The organism is Candidatus Kuenenia sp. (genome assembly GCF_039794105.1).
In the GTDB taxonomy this organism is placed as follows: Bacteria; Planctomycetota; Brocadiia; order Brocadiales; family Brocadiaceae; genus Kuenenia.
Window position 1 is genome coordinate 62535 of the sequence record NZ_JBDIWA010000013.1, and the last position, 19694, is coordinate 82228.

Genomic DNA, 19694 nt, shown 5'->3' on the forward strand with positions numbered 1-19694 from the left:
TAAACATCGCTTTCAAACCTTTTAGGAAACACTATCTGGTTTATTTGCATTTATTTTATAAAGCGTGTACATCGTTTTCCTCCTTCTTTATTTTAGCCTAACGTCGCAATGTGCGGATTTTAAAAGTGGCGGCGAAGCCGGATCTTTTAAAATCCCAAACCAGCGCCTTGTTAGCAACCCCGCGACACTCTTCCCCGTCGGAGTCATTGGTTCGCCAAGCCCACCACAGGTGATGGCACAGACGGCTCTTATTTCCCATGTGCAATTTCATCCGCTATCAATTCTGCTTGTTTCAATACCGTTTCGGTTGCCAGCATTTGCATGTCCGGTGGATAACCATATTGCCTCAATATCCTTTTTACAATCACCTTCAATTTAGCCTTTACACTCTCCTTGATTGTCCAGTCTATTGATGCATTTTCCCTTACCTTTTCAAACAGGACAACGGCCAATTCCCGCAATTTGTCTTTTTTCATTAATTGCCGTGCGCTATCATTATTAGCGATTGCCGTATAGAAGGCATATTCGTAATCCGACATCCCCATTTCCTGAGGTTCTTTATCCATTTCCTTGATTTCTTTACTCAGTTTAATAAGTTCTTCAATTACCTCGGCTGCTGTCAGAATCTTGTTGTGATATTTCCTGATGGAATTTTCGAGCATCTCCATTAATGACTTACCTTGTATCAAATTCTTTTTAACCCGCGACTTGATTTCATCATTCAGAAGTTTCTTGAGCACCTCAAGGGCAATATTCTTGTGTTCCATGTTTTGAACTTCGACAAGAAAATCCTCGGAAAGAATCGATATATCCGGTTTCTTAATGCCCGCCGCGTCAAAAACGTCTATGACCTGCTCCGTAACGAGCGCCTTATCGATGACTTGCCGTATCGCCGTTTCTAAACCCTCACCCCCGCCTCTCCCAAAGGTAGAGGAGCTGTTGAATTTCGCAAGTCTGGATTTGACCGCCTGGAAAAATGAGACTTCATCCTTAACGTCCATTGCCTGTTCATGCGGAATTGCAATTGAAAAGGACAGGGACAGCGCCGTTACTTCATCAATAAACCTCTTTTTCCCGTTATCTAATCCAAGAATGTGATCTTCAGCGGCAAGAATAAGAGACAGTTTTTTGCCTGTATCGGCTTCAAAGTATTCCTCATAAGCAAAGGAATGAAACATCTGCGAAACGATTTCAAGCTTCTCAAGCATAAGCTGAACAGCTTTTTCCTGCGCGACGGCCGGGTCACCTTTACCGCCGCTATCCGAGTAGAACGACAAGGCTTTTTTAAGGTCAGCGGCAATACCGAGATAATCAACAATGAGACCGCCGGTCTTATCTTTATACACACGGTTTACACGCGCAATTGCCTGCATCAGGTTATGCCCCCTCATCGGCTTGTCAATGTAAAGGGTATGCAGACATGGCACATCAAAACCGGTAAGCCACATATCCCGGACGATAACAAGCCTGAGTTCGTCTTCCGGATTCTTCATCCTGTCGGCTAAAGTCCTCCGCTGCTCTTTTGTGGTGTGGTGTTTTGAAATTTCCGGACCATCGGATGAGGCGGAGGTCATAACCACTTTTATTACGCCCTTTCGCAAGTCGTCATTGTGCCACTGTGGCCGTATTTTTATTATTTCCGCATAAAGTTCGGCGGCAATCCGGCGCGACATGGTGACAATCATGCCCTTGCCTTCGAATACTTCCAGCCGTTGTTCGAAATGGGTAACAATATCCTGCGCAACCTGCCGTATCCTATCTATACTTCCGATAAGGGCTTCAAGCTGTGTCCATTTCGCAAAACCCTCTCTTCCGTCTCTCCCAATGGTGACACCACCCTCTCTTCCGTCTCTCCCAAAGGGAGAGAAACTATCCTCCTCCACCTCTTGCCTGGCTAGGGCTTCCTCCTCTCCCTTTGGGAGAGGACGGGTGAGGGTGATTTCATCAAAAGATGAAATCAGTTTCCTTCCTTCTTCGCTCAAGGCAATCTTTGCCAGACGGCTTTCGTAGTAAATCCGCACCGTTGCGCCATCGGTCACGGCCTGTAATATATCGTAAACGTCAACGTAATTACCAAAAACCGCGGGGGTATTAACGTCGGTATTCTCTATCGGCGTGCCTGTAAACCCAAGATAGGTAGCATTTGGAAGGGCATCGCGCATGTATTTGGCAAAGCCGTAAACAATCTTCTTGCCGACAATGCTTCCGTTTTCGTCTCTTGCATCTAAGGTTTTAGCCTTAAAACCGTACTGCGTGCGGTGGGCTTCGTCTGCAACAACAATGATGTTCTTTCTGTCCGAAAGCCTTTCGTAAACATTGCCTTCATCGGGTTGGAATTTTTGAATGGTGGTGAAAACAATCCCTCCGGAAGCAACCTTCAGGAGTTCTTTCAAATGCTCCCGGTTTTCAGCCTGCACCGGCTCCTGACGCAAGAGTTGTTTTGAAGAGGCAAACGTATCAAAAAGCTGGTCGTCCAAATCGTTTCTGTCGGTAATAACCAATATCGTGGGGTTGTCCATTGCAAGGACAATTTTCCCCGTATAAAAAACCATGGAAAGAGATTTGCCGCTGCCCTGCGTGTGCCAGACAACGCCGCCTTTTCTGTCGCCAACGGGTTGTAACCCGGCGTCGGGCAACCCATAGTTCTCCGGCGATTCTATAACCTTCGGACAATCCTGTTCTTTGGGTCTTGTAGCAACAAAACCCGACGCCCTCAGCGTCGATTCGACGGCACGGTTGACTGCATAATACTGATGATAAGCCGCAAGTTTTTTGATGGTGGTAATGGTAGTGATACCATCCCCTATACCACCATCTACGCCGCCCTCTCTTCCGTCTCTCCCGATGGTGACACCACCCTCTCTTCCGTCTCTCCCAGGGGGAGAGAGACTTTTTTTGATTGTATTTAGTACATTTTCGGTATCCTCAATCAACTCGGCATTGCTGAATCGCAATACCTTATTGCCCAGGCTTTTTAAATACTTATCCCTTTTTTCATCTTTTTTCCTTTGTTCCGAAGTATTATGAACTTCACCATCGAATTCAATGATTAATCTTTCCGAATGGCAATAGAAATCAACAATATAGTGCCCTATCTGATGTTGCCGTCTGAATTTTAGTCCCATGAACTGTCTATTTCTAACCAGTTCCCAAAAAAATTCTTCAGCATTCGTTTGATTCTTCCGAAGCTCTCTAACCCGCTCAATCATCCCCGCAAAATACATCCCCCCCCTATAATTCCTTCCCTCCCTTTGGGAGGGACTGAGGGAGGGTTGTTTTTGAACAGCCTTTCGTTCAAAAACAATAAAATGCCGGACAAGGTCTAAGAGAGTAGTCTTATTCAACAGACCCTTGATGAGTGTCTCAAGCTGACCAATAAGAGGAGAGGCTTCAACCTTGCCGTCAGCCGTCTTCCACGCCATAAAACGGTTGAAAGCGGAGGAAATTGTACCAGCCCTGGCCTCCAGCCCATCTGAAATAACGATGAAACCGTTGTATGTAAACAATCCGGGAATCACCTGCTTGTAGGTTTGAATCTGCTGAAAGGCGGAGTGAACGGTAGCGTTTTCATCGGCAGGATTTTTCAGTTCGATAACTACCAGCGGCAATCCATTTACGAAAAGCACAACATCTGGCCTTTTATTGACGTGGTTCTCGATTACCGTGTACTGGTTCAACACTAAAAATTCGTTGTTCTCCGGGTCGCTGAAATCAACAAGCCATACGAGGTCGCCGCGACGGTTGCCATCTTTCTGGTAGCTTACATTAATACCTTCGGTAAGCATCCGGTGAAAAGATTCGTTATTTGATATAAGTTCGGGCGAATTAAGACGAAGCACTTGCTTTACCGAATCTTCCCGCGCATCCGCAGGGACATTCGGATTGATACGAGCCACGGCAGCAGTAAGCCGCTCAATGAGCAGGACATCCTCAAAAGACTGGCGTTCTGGCATTATACTGTCTGGTGCGATATCAGAGCCGTAGACGTACCGATAGCCTGCTTTTTCGAGAAGTTCAATGGCAAATTGTTCGATGGTGGATTCGGTGATTTTATTAGTCGTCATCTTTTTTCCCTGTAATGCGCCTTATCTCTTTGTCAAAATCTGAGATGTAATTTTTGGTAACACTTTAGTCCTTTGAAAAAGTAAAAACGCGTAACACTTTATTTTTTTGAAAAATTCCAATAATAGCGATGTTTACCGTAAGCGTAGGAGCGGAGTATATAAACGGTTGCTGCTCGTTCCTCACTTGAAATATTTAAGCCCAATAAATTCATGTAGTGCGACGAACCTCGTCGCACTACAAATGACAATTTCCAGTTTCAAAAGACTAAAGTGTTACAATTTTTGTCCTGTCTCTTCCCTTCATTTTGAACTGCTCGAATTTTTCGAGTAGTTGCCTCCTCGTCGAGTTCTCCAGTCTTGAATATCTCTTTCAAGTGATAGGTTATGGTATGGCTTTCTACACCAAAAAGTTGCCCAATTGCCTTTTGAGTAAGCCAGACCGTTTCGTCTTCAATGCGGGCCTCTATAGTATTCTTATTTTCCTGTTTCGTAAAAATGAGAAATTCTACCGTGCTGTTTCGGATTTGTAGTTTTTTATTTTTCATGGTAATGACCCTATAGTTGAGCTACCGAAGAATCCTCGTGAGTTGCCGATCCACCAAAAATTATAGAGCATCGAGATTATCGAAATCAAGTTCTCCAGACTTGAATATCTCCAGGGAGCATTCCCGATTTTTTGTAACTGTTAATGGGGTTAGGAAGAAAAAACCCTAACAGGACTCCAAACCATGTCAGGGTTAATTAAGCAAAATCCTTGTGATACAATACCTGTCATCTGACAGGCAGGTACGAATATTTGCAAAGAACCGGAAATGCCCCCCCCCAAATTGCTGTTCGGGAACGTAATGGCGCCGGAAACTACATTCGCGGGTTCAGGTTTGTAACCTGAACCAAACGTTTTATGCTTCCAATCCAGCCTTCTATTAGCAGAAAAATGACAAATAAATCCCAGATGACAAACAGGGTTTTTACCGCAGTACATGACCCCATTATACGCATAAACTCATAGGTTCAGGTTGCAAACCTGAACCCGCCTGGAGTGTTTAACTTCTATTTGATACTTATCGGAGACAGTCACATCGCCATATTTTTCAATGATCACTTTTTCACCGTCAAGTAGCTCAAAGCATTTGTCAATAGCAATATAAAACTGATAAATTGTTCCAACAATAGACGATGAACCCTCATGTTTTTGTTTACTACTCATATCTTCAACCTCACTTCCCCGCACATCAACTTCGGCAGCAGCACATCCCGCAGTTTTTCAAGGTTGTCAATTTGAGCTTTGTTCTGGAAAATTTTATGAAAATACAACGAAACTAAATTTTCGAAAGACCGTATTTCTAATTCGGTTGGAACTGGAACCTTGTTTTCTTTGAAGGTTGTGGTTGTTATCGTGTCAAAAACGCTACCGTAAGCTGAAGATTGCAATTCTTCAACCACATGGTTAATCAATAGATATGTAAAGAAAAAACAATTGTCAATTCGCGGTAATATACCATAATTTGACTGACTAAAAGCCATTGGTTGAGCAAGTAGACAATATTTCCCAACTGTCCCTCTTGCGGAAATTACTGTTGCATATTTTGGCAAGAGTTTGGCGGAACTGTTATTTAAGCCGTTTTCTGTTATTCTTTTCTCTGTATTGAGTACGAAAGATTTATGGTTTGAAGCTATATCCCCACCAGCTAACCATGGAATATTACCATCCCAATAATCGGAAATTGATGTCTTTGGAGTACCACCACCAACTAATTGTACAAGTCTGAGAAGGCTATCTTCCTCCCACCCTTCATCCACATTTCCCGCCCTATGGGAGGGATTAAGGGAGGGTTCTATAAACCACTGCCTGAAAAGCGTTTCGGCCATGGCTTCGAGGGTTTTGTTCTGGCGGTGGAGCAGGTCTATTTTGTCGTCGAGACTGGAAAGGACTGAGGCGATGGCGCGTTGTTCGGGAAGAAGGGGCAATGTTACAGTAACACTGCTCAAAATATCGGTATTGATCGAAGGCATTGTAGCACCTACCGCTATCATTCTGATGTGTTCTTTGAAGCTTTCCTGCCCGAAATAAAATGATAAGAATTTTGGATTAACCTGCTTCTTATTTGTCCTCACCCTCAAACATCGGCCTGAAAACATCCAGCCATCCTCTTTTTCGCTTACATAAGCCCGTCTATCAACTGAGCCCACCCGGCTGAATACAATATCCCCTTCTTGCAAAACATATTTGTTCAATCGCTTTTTATCTTTATCTCCGACCAAAGGCAGGTTTAGGTGCAATATTTTATTTTCTCCCAGATGCTCCACAGTGATAATTGGAGTGCCTACAGACTTATAATCGCTCTGATGCAACTGACTTCCAAACGGCCCTGTCTGAACTTCTGCAACATCTCCCAGCTTACATTCTTTCCATCCCCTCATACCATCATCTTCTTTACTCATTCTGGCCCCCCAATTCCGCTTCAATCTCTTCAATACTTGGCAGAGAGGATTTAAACTCATCGGGCAGGCTTCTGGTGATGGTGTATTCGCTTACGCCAATAGGTTTGTGAACATCCTTCAGTGCATATTCCACAACGGTATCGTTTTTTGATTTGCAGATCAAAATGCCGATAGTGGGATTATCCCGTTCTGTCTTCAAAATACCATCAACTGCAGAAATATAGAAATTGAGTTTCCCTGCATACTCAGGCTTAAATTTCGCTGTCTTGAGTTCAATTACCACATAACAATGTAACCGGACATGGTAGAATAGCAGATCAACAAAGAATTCGTCGCCGTCAACTTCCAGTCTGAACTGTCTTCCGATGTAAGAAAAACCTGCTCCTAATTCCAACAAGAATCTGGTCACATGTTTGATCAGGGCATCCTCCAGTTCTTTTTCATCGTGCTTTTCCCGCAACATCAAAAAATCAAAGTTATAAGGGTCTTTGAGTGTTTGGCGTGCTAAATCAGATTGGGGTTCGGGAAGGGTAGTTTTAAAATTGGTAATAGCCTTTCCTTCTCTTGCATATAAACCGCTTTCGATGTGATGCGTTAACACCGCCCTTGACCAGTTATTTTGAATTGTTTTTTGAACATAGAAAACGGCCTCTAAAGTGCTTTTACATTTGGATATTATGACGATATTATGTCCCCAGGGAATTTGGGCAACAAGCTGTTGCCCAATTGTATCACACCGTTTGAAAAACATATACCACTGACGGATATATTTTAGATTCCGTTCAGAAAATCCTTTCATATCAGGAAATTCAGCCTGCAGATCCCGACTCATTTGTTTGATAAATCCATCTCCCCATGCGGTCTCTTTTTGTTTGGTTACCATACGCTTGGCCAAGTCCCAATATAGACGCAAAAGCCCCTGATTGACCGCAACCGCCGCTTTGATCTGCGCTGATTGAATACATTGTTTTATCTCCTGAATAAACCGCTTGTAATCATCTGTTTTGATGATGTTGCCTCTCATACCAGCTTTACCTTTTTAAGATTTTCCTTGATTAGTGCATTGAGCTTTTCTTCCTCTTTCAACTGTTCTTCAAATTCCTTCTTCAAACTGGTAAAACGCTCCTTAAAATCAAAATCGTCTTCGTCATCAGGCAATCCTACGTATCGTCCCGGCGTAAGCACATAATCCAGTTCTCGCACTCGTTCGATGGACGCGGAGTTACAAAAACCCTTGATGTCTTGATAGACACCCTCACCCCCGCCTCTCCCAGAGGGAGAGGATCTTTTGTTCTCCTCCTTTTGGGAGGAGTTAGAGGAGGGTGAAGATTTCCATTTATGATAAGTATTGGCAATCTTCATGATATTTTCAGACGAAAGCTCTTTTGTCCGGCGATTTATCAGGTGTCCTTCATTTCTGGCATCGATAAAAAGGATTTCACCCTCTCTTCCGTCTCTCCCAAAGGGAGAGAAACTTCCCTCCCTTTGGGAGGGATTGAGGGAGGGTTCGGCGCGACCGCGCCGAATAAACCAGAGGCAGGCTGGAATCTGGGTATTCAAAAACAGCTTGGCGGGAAGATTGACAATGCAATCAACCAAACAGGCTTCGATTAATGCCTTACGGATTTCGCCTTCACCAGAAGTCTTTGAGGTGAGTGAACCTTTTGCCAGCACAAAACCAGCAATGCCGCTGGGGCTAAGATGATAAAGGAATTGTTGTATCCATGCGTAATTTGCATTGCCTGACGGAGGCACGCCGTATTTCCATCTTCCGTCTTTGCGGAGCAAATCTCCGCTCCAGTCGCTGTCATTAAAGGGGGGATTGGCGATAACGAAATCGGCTTTTAAATCTTTGTGGACATCATTCAGGAAGGAGCCTTCGTTGTTCCATTTGACCTGTGAACTGTCAATGCTCCGGATGGCAAGGTTCATCTTCGCCAGCCGCCAGGTGGTCTGGTTGCTTTCCTGTCCGTAAATGGAGATGTCGTTTACCTTGCCATGATGGCTAACTACAAACTTTTCCGACTGAACAAACATACCGCCTGACCCACAACAGGGGTCAAACACCCGGCCTTTGTAAGGTTCAAGCATCTCAACCAGAAGTTCGACAACGCTGCGCGGCGTATAGAATTGTCCACCCTTCTTTCCTTCGGCAAGGGCAAATTCACCAAGGAAATATTCGAACACATGGCCAAGCACGTCAGCGCTGCGGGCTTTTGCATCGCCAAGGGCAATGTTCCCGACAAGGTCTATCAAGCCGCCAAGATTTGTGGGATCAAGGTTTCCACGCGCAAAGACCTTCGGCAGCACGTCTTTGAGTGATGGATTATCCTTCTCGATGGCGTCCATCGCATTATCAACTTCTTTTCCGATAGTAGGAAGCTTTGCTTTGGATTGTAGATATGACCAACGGGCAATCTCCGGGACAAAGAAGACATTTTCTGCTTTGTATTCGTCTTTATCTTCCGGGTCTGCCCCGGCATATTCACCCTTTCCGCTTTTCAGCCTGGTATGTAAGTCTTCAAAGGCATCGGAGATGTATCTCAGGAAAATCAAACCAAGAACAATGTGCTTGTATTCGGCTGCGTCAATGTTCTTACGGAGCTTGTCTGCCGCCTTCCAGAGCTGCTTTTCAATTGGTTCTTCTTTTGTGCTATTCTCTCTGATCTTTGCCATCTTCATCTCCAGTCAGTTGTTCGCTTCTCTTGCGTAGAGGTTTTGTTTTATTCATAGGGATAACGTGCAGCGTAATCGGCGGCTTTACCCTACGCTTGTGCTTCGGGTAAAGCCGTACGAGTTAACGCTATTGTTAGCCTTATCATTCCTGCGCTTCAATATAAGACTTGATGTCTTCCAAATGAACAAAATCACAGCTCTTCAAATTTGTCTCAATGCTTGCAGCGGCAGTCAAGAGACGCCGATCTGCAGATACGAAAACATCCACTTCAGAAAGGAGCGCCGCAATGACGATCTCAAAATCTTCACTTGGTACAGTCGAACGTTGACTTACACCTTCCATTGTTTGCAACCGCCAAGGCTGCCTCGATTTTTCGTATAGGATTTCATATGAAAGCACAAAAACACCACACTCAGAAAGAAAGTAACGGAACTCAGAAAACAGTGCTTGATATCGTCGATGATTCGCGAAGACCCTCTGAAATTTCTCCCAATCTGAAGCAGCCTCCGGCCAGTCTTCTTTACTGACATACTTTTTCACGCAACCCATGTACGCGTCAAATGTCTCCGGCACTGACCATTGCGCTTCATCCACCTGCCCTACCCAGTAATGTGCCGCGATCAGTGACCCAGCATGAAGCTTACCCGTCGCGTCACCCAAGGGAATCGGGTCGTCTTTGCATCGGAGGAACCGCTTTGCCCAGTCCTGTCTTCCCTCATCTGGTTTCTTGCCTCCGACACCGCGAAAGGCGAGAAAACATTCAAAGATGCATTTCTCAAAGGTAACCCTTTCTACTTGATCAGTATCTATAATATATGACCGCCCACTTCCATTACGCACCTTCCCGAAAACCGAAAGGAGAACGCTAGTATCAAGAAATGTCTTTACTTGTTTCATAGGCTAACAATGATTATAAAGTCTGTATAAAACGGCAAAGGCAGACTGTCTTCTTCTGTATAAGAAGTTGCCGGTTTCTTCTCATGTTTTACTCTAAGTAGTAGTGGGGTCAAACCTAATATTGACAATAATGTATTTTCCCCTGAGAAGATTATACATTTGGCAGTTTTAATTACAAGGATATGTTGGAATTGTTAATATTCAGGAAAATCCATGTACCAGTATATACTCAACAGGCTCATAATATGTGAATTCAACACAGAGAGCGTGAGGACGCATTGCTGAACAAAAACATTAAGAACAAATTCGAATACCGAAATTCGAAACAAATCCTAAATTCAAATGTTTGAATGCCCAAAACATTTTGAATTTTGTTCATTGGAATTTGCTTCGGATTTTTTCTTTTCAGATTTATTCGTGCTACTATCCATCAACTTCTTGTTTTTTATGCTCATTTTTCAAAAATGCATAACCATCCTTCGGAGTGAAAGATAAAGCCAGAGGAAAGCCGAAGGGGTCGAATCTTTACCATTGACAAATATGTAATTGATATTTGCTCCCATCCCTCTTCTATGTTTTGATTTCAAGGGATTGTTTTGTAGTTATTACGAAGATGGGTATTTTGAGGTAGAATAAGGTAGTGATGGAAATAGTAAAATCAATTAATGGTGTTCCAATCAGACTAACTGATGAGCTATGGGTTCACATAGTAGAAAACCATGATGATTTGGCAGGCTATTATGATGAAGTTCTAAATACTATTGAATCTCCTAATTATGTTGTTAAGGGTTATACACAAGCACTGATCGCCCTGAAAGAATCAGGGGAAAACCGATTCCTTGCTGTTGTTTATAAGGAAACCAGTAATAATGATGGTTTTATAATAACTGCGTATTTCACAAGTAAGATAAAACTTGAAAGAGAGGTGATTGTATGGCAACAACAAAAATAGAAAATACTTTAAAGGAAGTCTATGGGCTTGTTTCCCATTTCATAAAGATGCCGGAAACAAAAATGTGGGTGGATTACGACAAAGAAGCCGATGTTCTTTACATCAATTTTAAAAGACCCCAGAAGGCAACTGATTCAGAGATGCTTGAAAACGGGGTGTTGCTGAGGTATAAAGGAACTGAATTGGTTGGAATAACCGTATTGGAGGCTTCAAAGAGGTAAAAGAAAGGAGAATACATGAGGGAAGGGGATATGTTAGAGGTACAGCAAAAGGGTGGAAAAATCATATTAATACCAAAAACCCTCGTTAACTGTACACCGGTACAAAAACTTACTGAACACGAACAAAATATCCTGGTTGCAGCCAAAGAAAAAATAGCAAAAATCAATAATGATATTATCCACAGCCGAGGATTAAACACCGCCGAAATACGGGTGGCAGTTAAGGCTGGTCTTATCGACCATGAACAAGCGTACTGGTGGCACGAGAATTGGCAGAAGGGCAAAAGAGAGGCCGGGAAAAACATTGTGGCAGGACGTGTTTCCAGGCTGCATGATACCATTGAAGACACGCTAAAGAAATTGCGTTCTTAAATTTCATAGCAAAAAATATACGTTGAACAAAGCGTTTTAAGAAAGATTTTCAGTCCCTTCCAGAGTATAAAAAAAGACCGGCTAACAAAACAATTGCAATTGTTCCAGTCGATCCTTCTTGTTGACTATCTCTTATGCTAATACCGTGGCTTCGCCGGATAAATACGCCATTTTTGGGAGGGGTGTTTGTAAAACTCCGTTTCGATACCACAAAAAGGTTCTGTCCGTGCAAGCAGCATGGATTGGTCTTTTCCTGAGAGTTTTTCAAACTGTTGAGCATATGAAACATTTTCTTTAAGCTGTTCAATGCTGTCCATACCAGAAACCACGGTGCTTATCGACTGACTCCAGGCATAGTATAAGCATTCTTTTATGGTTGCCACTTTATCTTCCAGTAATACTCCATTTGCCGTTGTTTTCATTGCGAGGATTCCTATGTCATACTTTACGGCTTCAGGAATGACCCGTTGAATAAAACTCAAATAATGAGGATCTACAAGATTTACCGGCATCTGCACCGTTTCCAGGAGATGGTGGTATTTTTGAATGACATTTACAAGCGTTTCCGGATTCCGATGTCCGGTAAATCCCACATGGCGTATCTTTCCTTCTTTTTTGGCATTGATAGCCGCCTCAATAGCCCCACCCTTGTTAAAGATGGATTCAACATCCTCCATCGTTTGCAGGTCATGAAATTGCCATAAATCAAGGCAATCAGTTTGTAATCGCCGGAGGCTTTCGTGCAATTCTTTGGAAGCGGTAACCCTGTCTCGTGCTCGCGTTTTTGTCATGATAAATGCACTATCACGTCTATCTTTGAGCGCTTTTCCAAGTCTTATCTCGCTATCACCATCATTGTAAGACCAGGCAGAATCAAAGAAATTAACACCTTCATCCAGTGCGGCATGAATCATTCGGACGGCATAATGTTCATCTTTCATCCGACCGATGTGATATCCACCAACACAAAGCATGGAAACCATTCCTTCGGTTTTTCCCAAACGGCGTTTTGGCACACCTCCCCCTTTTCCGGCTTCTGAGGGAGAAGATACCTTTTCTCCGGGAAACATCGTATTTATACTTTCCGGAAAGTTCAAACCAAAGGCGACTGCAAAAGACCCTTTGAGAAAATTCCTGCGATTGGTAAGTTTATCGTTCTCAAGTGCCATTTTAATAATTTTATAAAATATGTTTTCTGTATACATGGTTTTATTGGGGACACATCCCATTTATCTGTCTTCTCCATGGCCTTAATTTAAATATCCTATCAAGTTTCCACTCCATTTTCTTTATAAAACTTTCACTGCCTATGGAACGACCACTCCCTGTATGAGATTTGCTTCATCTTTTTCCCTCCATAATCTCAATCTCCTCCGGCGTGAGATCGCAGAGTTTGTAAACCATCTGGTCAATTTGTCTTTCCAGGGTTGAAGTGTCGGCGTTGGGGTCTTTTGCTTTGCGGCGAGGATTTGGTCAATGTGGGTAATAAAGGTATACTGGGATTTTAAGCAACTACTAACTCTATAGGCAATGGTTTATCTATACCAACAGTTTTACTGACATAGAGTTTTTCAATACCAATGGTCTTTCCATTTTTATCCTTTTTAAGGACAATACCATCTCCCGCCTCCTCGCATATAACTTCATCCTCGGGATTACCAAACCAAATATCCATTGTGTCCGAATCCTTGTGATAATAAACCATTACTTTGTCCATATTATATCTCCTTCCTTTACCTACGCAGTTATTTAAAAACCTTCCGTTCCTGCGTGTCTGACAACTACGCAATACAGTCTATCAAACTGTTTATAATAAAGAAAGACATCTTTGTCCATTTTACTTTGTCTTATTTCATCAGGCACTTGCAAAACAACCTTTACAATATCCTCCTTGCTTTTCATTACAGGATGTTTGAATGTAACAAGGTGTTCCCAATATTAAATAGTAGTTCTGACTTCAATATTAAGAGGCGTCTTTAAAGAAAAGTATATTTCTGATTTCATATCTTTCCTACCACAATCACACTCTCATCTTCTGTCAGGTCGTAGAGTTTGTAAACCATTTGGTCAATTTCTGTAATTCTCATCTGTCTCCCAGTTCAAAGGGTTGTTGATAATGTATTCACGTATTTTATTCAATTCAGGTTCATTGCGGATGATACGATCATGAAAACGGGATTGTCAAACCTGGCAACCAGCCGCTTGCCGGATTGCATTAATGCGCCTTGAAGAAAATGTTTTAAATGCACGGACAAATTCAGATAAACCATGATTGGCGTGTTTGTATGGTTTTGCCGTAACTGTGCCTTTGTTTTTGCCTGATGTAGAGACAGGTTTGAAACCTGTCTCTACAGTATCAATAATATTCATACCTTCCCCTCCACAATTGCTTTCTCTTCCGGCGTGCAGAAAGATAGAATTGCATTTTACCTGCATATTCAGGTTTAAATTCGCTGACTTTTAATTCAATTGCTACCAAACATTTTAATCGCCTATGGTAAAGTAAAATATCAATAAAGAACTCCTTGCCATTAATTTCAAGCCGAAATTGATTCCCCACAAATGTAAATACTCCACCCATTTCGATTAAAAAACGATTTACTTTAGATATCAATGCCCGCTCTAATTCAAGCTCGGTATGTTCTTCGCCAAGCTCAAGAAAGTCAAATGTATATTCATCCTTGACAGCTAATTTTGCCTGACTGCGGATTTCCTCAGGAAGAACCTTGCTGAAGTTTGTTTGATTTATCATAGTCTTTTCATACGTTTTATTCTCTATCTGGTGGATAAGAACATTCTTCGTCCAGCCGAATTTTTTTATCATGCGGATGTAAAATTCACGCTCTAAATTATCCTTTTCCAAACAGGAATTTTGTGATTTAGGCATTGGAATTTTGCCGGAGTATATTGCCCCATTATACGCATAAACTCATGGGTTCAGGTTACAAACCTGAACCCGCAAGGAAGTAGGGGCGAAGCATTTGCCCGTTTGGGTATGAACGCATTTATGACAATTTACAGCAAATGCTTCGCCCCTACTTTTTCAAAAAACCAAAGTGTTACAAATGAACAGTATTCCTGCTGTGAATGCGGAGGTTATCAAGAGGGCGTAGAAACCGGCAATAACGTCGTCGAGCATAATCCCCAGGCCTCCGGGAATGCTCTGTTCTAAATGTCTAATGGGCCATGGCTTCCATATATCAAAAATACGGAAGGCAATAAATGCTGTTGCTATCAGGGAAATCAAAAAGTAGGGAAAGGAATCGTGGTTGATGCATTTATAGAGAAAAGGCAAGGGGAACAGGGCTATCCATTGGCCTACGACCTCGTCAACAACAATGAACCCTGGATCTTTCTTCCGGGCGCTTTTTTCAATGCTGTTTGATACCCCTATACCAAACAGAAACATGGCGACAGTTGCTGAGATAAATACATAGGGACCAGTATATACGGAAATCATATACGCAAAGGGAACTGCCGCCAGGCTGCCCCATGTGCCTGGCGCCTTCGGGAGAAGCCCGGAACCAAACCATGTGGCGACAATCCATCTAATGCAATCTCTCTTGTTTTTCATGTAATGATGAAGACTGAGTGAATGGGAAACGGTGTAAAAACAAAACAGCTTTACATCCAGCAGTTTCCAGACGCATGCAATGCGTCTCTACAAAAATATTGAAATTCCTAAACTTCAAATTTATAACCTGACCCCGCCGGAGGTTACATCTGGATTTGTAATTAAACCCTTTTTGAAATCACTGAACAAGATGTGGCGCTTTTGACAGATGAAATGGTGGATTCGCTGTCGCTTAATCCACCCTACCTGCCGAAGCATTATTTAGATTGACGAAGAGGCGCTTCGCTCTCCATTCCGGTGGTGCAGGGTCCTGCCAGTACGTACAGCCAAGATTTCTGTACCACCAGAAAGGAGGGAATGGGTTTATTCTTTCAAAACTGCCCTTACAAAACCGTTGTTTGCGTCAAGGCGTTTTTTCGCCTCCGAAAAATCAATCCCCAGCTTCTGCATAACTATGGCAGCTTTTACATTGCCAAACGCCGCCTGCAGCAACTTTTTAGCATCTTCACGCCCGATGCCTGTGCATGTCATAATAATACGCTCGGCACGGTCGGTAAGTTTTGCGTTCATTGCCTTCAAATCTACCATAAGATTTTCGTAAACCTTGCCAATTTTAATCATTGCAGTTGTTGTTAACATATTTAACACAAGCTTTGTCGCAGTACCGGCCTTCATGCGGGTAGAACCCGTTATTACCTCCTGACCCACAATCGGCCTGATAATAACGTCGATATCAAAAGTTGGCATTATCTCAGGATTACAACAGATAAACACCGTTTTCGCGTTTCGCTTTTTTGCCTCAAACAGTGCGCCCGTAACATAGGGCGTCGTACCGCCGGTAGAAATACCCACGACAATATCACGATGGTTCACCTCTCTTTGCTGGATATCCCTCGCCCCATTTTCCGGGAAATCTTCCGCCCCTTCCACTGATTGAAATACAGCCTTTTCTCCGCCGGCAATGATCCCTGTAATCATATTGGGATCCGTACTAAACGTTGGTGGACACTCGGAAGCGTCCAATATGCCAAGCCTGCCGCTGGTGCCGGAGCCAATATAAAATAAACGCCCTTTCTTATTCATAAAGACATCTACTATCAGGTCAACTGCCTTTGCAATATTTTCACGCTCCTTATACACGGCGGCAAATACTTTTGCATCCTCTGCGTTAATTATGTCCAGAATTTCCAGTGTGGATTTTTTGTCGATATCGGTTGAATTGGGATTTCGCTGTTCTGTCAGTAATTGTGAACGATCATTTGTATTCATAGTATCCCTACCTGTTGTCCGTAAAAAATTTATCAATATAAAATACAGAAGGAGTTATCTACGTTCCGGTGAAGGCGGAAAGAAATGCTTGTACGCGCGGGAAATGGTTTTTCATTCAGATAATGAATAATTATCATAACTATGCCTGTGATGGTTAATTCGGGTATCCTGCAACACGGTTTTTGGAATATAGCATCGATGTTGTTAATTGTCAAAGATATTTACAAAACGCATTGCCGCTGATATAAAGTATAGGTAACTTCTCAACAAATTGAGGCAAACATTGTAGAGTCGGCAGTCGGCAATCGGCAATCTACAGTCGGCAAATTGTAGACTGTAGACTGTTTGAGAAGCTACAAGTATAGCATAGTCAAATGCTTCTCCCTACATTTCTAAAATCAGATTTTTTTAACTATTATGATATGAGCTTGTCACTTAAATTAAAAAACGTGCCTGTGTCTCCCGGCGTTTATCTTATGAAAGATGCAAAACATAAGGTAATCTACGTGGGCAAGGCAAAGAATCTCAAAAACCGCGTTAGAAGCTACTTCCAGAAAGGAACCGGCGACAGACTTTACACGGAATATCTGATAAAGCACGTGGTTGATATTGACTTCGTGCTTACGGAGACTGAAAAAGAAGCCCTTATCCTTGAAAATAATTTTATAAAACAATTCAAACCCAAATTTAATATCAATTTACGTGACGACAAAAACTTCCCATGCATCAAACTGGAAACTAACAAAGATTTTCCGTATCCGAAAGTCGTTCGCCAGAAGGAAGATGACGGCGCGATGTACTTTGGCCCCTATGCCTCCGCCAGGGCTGTCAGAGAAACACTACGATACATTAATGACACAATACCTGTCAGAAAATGCCGGGATAATGCGTTCAAAAGCAGGACAAAGCCGTGTCTTTATTATCAGATTCATAAGTGCCTCGGGCCTTGCTGCGGACTGATAGACCGTGCAAGTTACAAGACATTGACAGACCAGGTAATCCTTCTCTTAAAAGGCAAACAGGAAGACCTTATCAGCATTCTCCGGAAACAAATGTACGAAGAGTCGAAACAGTTGCGATATGAAAAGGCGGCAAAACTGCGCGACCAGATACAGTCCATCGAACAAACCGTTGAGAAGCAGAGGATCAATTCCCTTACCTTTGTCGACCGGGACGTCTTTGGTTATTACCTTACAGATAATGATGTATATATTGAAGTAATGTTTATCCGCTCAGGCAATATGGAAGACATCGCCTCCTATTGTTTATCAATAAACCATATTACTATCGAAGAGGTATTTCGTTCATTTTTAAATCAATTTTATAGTCAGACCCGATTTATCCCTTCTGAAGTTATCATACCGGTTCATTCCCCGGATGCTGTTTTGCTGGAAGAGTGGCTTACCGAAAGAAAGGGGAAAAAGGTTTCCGTGTTTTGCCCGAAACGCGGTGATAAATTACGTCTTATTGAAATGGCGCAAAAAAATGCGATGAATGCCTATAAGGTATCGCAGACGCAGGACGATAATTATTCACGCACATTACAGGCGCTGAAGGATGTTATCGGACTAAGAAACCTGCCGGAATGTATAGAGTGTTTTGATATCTCCAACATTTTTGGCAAACAAGCGGTAGGTTCAATGGTAACGTTTGTATGTGGGAAGCCTGACAAATCAAAATATAAACGCTTCAGGATAAAAACAGTAGACCAAATAGACGATTACGCAATGATGCATGAAGTATTATTACGCAGGTATAAAAGGGCAGTCGAAGAGGGAGATTTGCCGGACCTCGTTATGGTAGACGGGGGGAAGGGACAATTGGGCGTTGCGCTCAGGGTGTTTGAAGAACTCGCAATAAATGATACAGACCTTCTCGCATTATCAAAAGACAGGGGAAAAAGCGGTATTCCGAAAGAAGGGCAGGGGGAACAGGTACATACACCCCACACACCGCATCCTATACTCCTTCCGCCTTCATCCCCCGTCCTCCTATTCCTTGCCAAAGTCCGTGATGAGGCGCACCGGTTTGCCATTGCCTATCACAGAAAACTTCGCGACAAAGAGTATTACAAATCGCCCCTCGATGAAATCCCCGGCATCGGCATTATCAGAAAAAAAGCGCTGATAAAACGCTTTGGAAGCATAGAAGGCATTCGAAACGCGACAATACATCAATTAACAGACATAGGCAAATTGCCGGCAAAACTGGCAAATGAAGTTTATAATCATTTTCATAGTGCGGCAGAATCGCAACCAAAAAGGGTTTAACCATGAAGGACATGGCACAGCCTTTGGTCGTAACCAAACCCGAAATACGAATATCGAAATGCGAAACAAATTCAAATGACAAAAAACCCAACACCCCAAACTTTACGCAAGCCTTATCTAACCGATGCCTTACGTTTTTACATTTTGAATAAACAAGCATAAAAAAAGGGCTGGCTGGCAATACCACGCCCTACCCGAGACTATACAGTGAAAAATCTTTACGTTGTATGTGTAAACCCTTTCATGTAAAATGTGTTTTTATAATCTCGTTCTCAAGCTCTGTTTGGAAACAAGCCATGGAAATGTTCAAAAACCCGTTTCTTTTCATTGGGATTTTGTATTTTGGAATTTGTTTCGTATTTCGTGTTTCGTATTTCGTGTTTCATGCTTCGTGGTTCCCTTTTCGTATTTTTTATCCCATGCTTGTTTGGTTCTGGCTATGCCAGCTTTAGGAAGCAACATTAAATGACTACAGCGGAAATCATTGCCATAGGAACGGAAATTGTTCTCGGACAAATAACCGATACGAATACCCGGTATATTGCGGAAATGTTGACTAAAAACGGGATTCATGTCCTTTTTGCCACAGCAGTTCGCGATGATGCTGAATTATTAAAATCTGCACTCAATACCGCCAAAGGCCGGGTACGGCTGATTATCACAACCGGCGGCCTCGGCCCGACAGAAAACGACCTCACTCGCGAAATAGTATCAGATCTCTTTAACATGCCATTAATACCCAGCGGTGAATCATATACAAACAAGCCTCTATGCGCAGACACATTGCATGAAGGCGCCAAAAAAGTGAAATCAATCCCATCCGGCGCCCTTATCATTCCCAATGATCACGGAACTGCGACCGGCTTTGCCATTAAATATAATGAAACAGATATCGTATGCCTCCCCGGCGTTCCGGGAGAAATGCGACAAATGCTTAACTCCTATTTGAAAATATA

At 42.7% G+C, this 19694-nt stretch carries 17 protein-coding genes and 1 pseudogene; 5 read left to right on the plus strand and 13 right to left on the minus strand.

Annotated elements, in window-relative coordinates; genetic code table 11:
* Nucleotides 1–248: 248 nt before the first annotated feature.
* The 7 genes from ABJL82_RS08555 to ABJL82_RS08585 form a co-directional block, all read right to left on the minus strand.
* Entirely contained in the window at nucleotides 249–4064 is a 3816-nt protein-coding gene (locus ABJL82_RS08555; RefSeq protein ID WP_347274313.1) for a type I restriction enzyme endonuclease domain-containing protein, read from the minus strand.
* Between the two features lie 257 nt (nucleotides 4065–4321).
* Nucleotides 4322–4609, minus strand: coding sequence for a hypothetical protein (locus ABJL82_RS08560; RefSeq protein ID WP_347274314.1), 288 nt, complete (start codon nucleotides 4607–4609; stop codon nucleotides 4322–4324).
* Nucleotides 4610–5067: 458 nt separating this feature from the next.
* Complete coding sequence (locus tag ABJL82_RS08565; protein WP_347274315.1) at nucleotides 5068–5271, minus strand: hypothetical protein; 204 nt, start codon at nucleotides 5269–5271, stop codon at nucleotides 5068–5070.
* Nucleotides 5268–6506 carry a restriction endonuclease subunit S gene (locus ABJL82_RS08570; protein WP_347274316.1) on the minus strand — a complete coding sequence of 413 codons (1239 nt, stop codon included), beginning with the start codon at nucleotides 6504–6506 and terminating at the stop codon, nucleotides 5268–5270. Before ABJL82_RS08570 ends, ABJL82_RS08565 begins: the two co-directional genes overlap by 4 nt.
* Complete coding sequence (locus tag ABJL82_RS08575) at nucleotides 6499–7530, minus strand: PDDEXK nuclease domain-containing protein (RefSeq protein WP_347274317.1); 1032 nt, start codon at nucleotides 7528–7530, stop codon at nucleotides 6499–6501. The genes ABJL82_RS08570 and ABJL82_RS08575 overlap by 8 nt, the downstream gene beginning before the upstream one ends.
* On the minus strand, nucleotides 7527–9182 hold the full coding sequence (locus tag ABJL82_RS08580) for a class I SAM-dependent DNA methyltransferase (protein WP_347274318.1): 1656 nt from the start codon (nucleotides 9180–9182) through the stop codon (nucleotides 7527–7529). Before ABJL82_RS08580 ends, ABJL82_RS08575 begins: the two co-directional genes overlap by 4 nt.
* Before the next feature lie 142 nt (nucleotides 9183–9324).
* Nucleotides 9325–10080 carry a hypothetical protein gene (locus ABJL82_RS08585; protein WP_347274319.1) on the minus strand — a complete coding sequence of 252 codons (756 nt, stop codon included), beginning with the start codon at nucleotides 10078–10080 and terminating at the stop codon, nucleotides 9325–9327.
* A gap of 643 nt (nucleotides 10081–10723) precedes the next feature.
* On the opposite strand from ABJL82_RS08585, the gene ABJL82_RS08590 reads away from it, so the two are divergent.
* Genes ABJL82_RS08590 through ABJL82_RS08600 form a run of 3 tightly spaced genes read left to right on the plus strand, consistent with a single transcriptional unit; the run spans nucleotide 10724 to nucleotide 11625 of the window.
* Nucleotides 10724–11032, plus strand: coding sequence for a hypothetical protein (locus ABJL82_RS08590; RefSeq protein WP_347274320.1), 309 nt, complete (start codon nucleotides 10724–10726; stop codon nucleotides 11030–11032).
* On the plus strand, nucleotides 11014–11253 hold the full coding sequence (locus ABJL82_RS08595; protein ID WP_347274321.1) for a DUF2283 domain-containing protein: 240 nt from the start codon (nucleotides 11014–11016) through the stop codon (nucleotides 11251–11253). The genes ABJL82_RS08590 and ABJL82_RS08595 overlap by 19 nt, the downstream gene beginning before the upstream one ends.
* Before the next feature lie 15 nt (nucleotides 11254–11268).
* Nucleotides 11269–11625: a hypothetical protein gene (locus ABJL82_RS08600; RefSeq protein WP_347274322.1), complete on the plus strand. Its 357-nt coding sequence runs from the start codon at nucleotides 11269–11271 to the stop codon at nucleotides 11623–11625.
* A 137-nt stretch (nucleotides 11626–11762) separates the two neighbouring features.
* Here the strand turns inward: ABJL82_RS08600 and ABJL82_RS08605 are convergent, their stop codons facing one another.
* The 6 genes and pseudogenes from ABJL82_RS08605 to murQ all read right to left on the minus strand — a co-directional run bounded on the left by ABJL82_RS08605 (nucleotide 11763) and on the right by murQ (nucleotide 16468).
* The gene (locus ABJL82_RS08605; protein ID WP_347274323.1) at nucleotides 11763–12794 is read right to left on the minus strand and encodes an aldo/keto reductase; all 1032 of its coding nucleotides are present in this window, start codon (nucleotides 12792–12794) and stop codon (nucleotides 11763–11765) included.
* A gap of 335 nt (nucleotides 12795–13129) precedes the next feature.
* Complete coding sequence (locus tag ABJL82_RS08610; RefSeq protein WP_347274324.1) at nucleotides 13130–13342, minus strand: DUF2283 domain-containing protein; 213 nt, start codon at nucleotides 13340–13342, stop codon at nucleotides 13130–13132.
* 464 nt (nucleotides 13343–13806) lie between these two features.
* A complete protein-coding gene (locus ABJL82_RS08615; RefSeq protein WP_347274325.1) occupies nucleotides 13807–13995 on the minus strand; it encodes a hypothetical protein in 189 nt (62 codons plus the stop codon).
* Between the two features lie 34 nt (nucleotides 13996–14029).
* A pseudogene (locus tag ABJL82_RS08620) lies at nucleotides 14030–14482 on the minus strand (PDDEXK nuclease domain-containing protein); the annotation flags it as partial.
* A gap of 186 nt (nucleotides 14483–14668) precedes the next feature.
* Nucleotides 14669–15199 carry a phosphatidylglycerophosphatase A gene (locus ABJL82_RS08625; protein WP_347274326.1) on the minus strand — a complete coding sequence of 177 codons (531 nt, stop codon included), beginning with the start codon at nucleotides 15197–15199 and terminating at the stop codon, nucleotides 14669–14671.
* 363 nt (nucleotides 15200–15562) lie between these two features.
* Nucleotides 15563–16468 carry an N-acetylmuramic acid 6-phosphate etherase gene (gene murQ, locus ABJL82_RS08630; RefSeq protein WP_347274327.1) on the minus strand — a complete coding sequence of 302 codons (906 nt, stop codon included), beginning with the start codon at nucleotides 16466–16468 and terminating at the stop codon, nucleotides 15563–15565.
* Nucleotides 16469–16842: 374 nt separating this feature from the next.
* Here murQ and uvrC point away from each other — a divergent pair, with 374 nt between their 5' ends.
* Nucleotides 16843–18738 carry an excinuclease ABC subunit UvrC gene (gene uvrC, locus ABJL82_RS08635; protein WP_347274328.1) on the plus strand — a complete coding sequence of 632 codons (1896 nt, stop codon included), beginning with the start codon at nucleotides 16843–16845 and terminating at the stop codon, nucleotides 18736–18738.
* Between the two features lie 465 nt (nucleotides 18739–19203).
* Nucleotides 19204–19694: competence/damage-inducible protein A (locus ABJL82_RS08640; protein WP_347274329.1), on the plus strand; the 491-nt coding region annotated here is incomplete at its 3' end.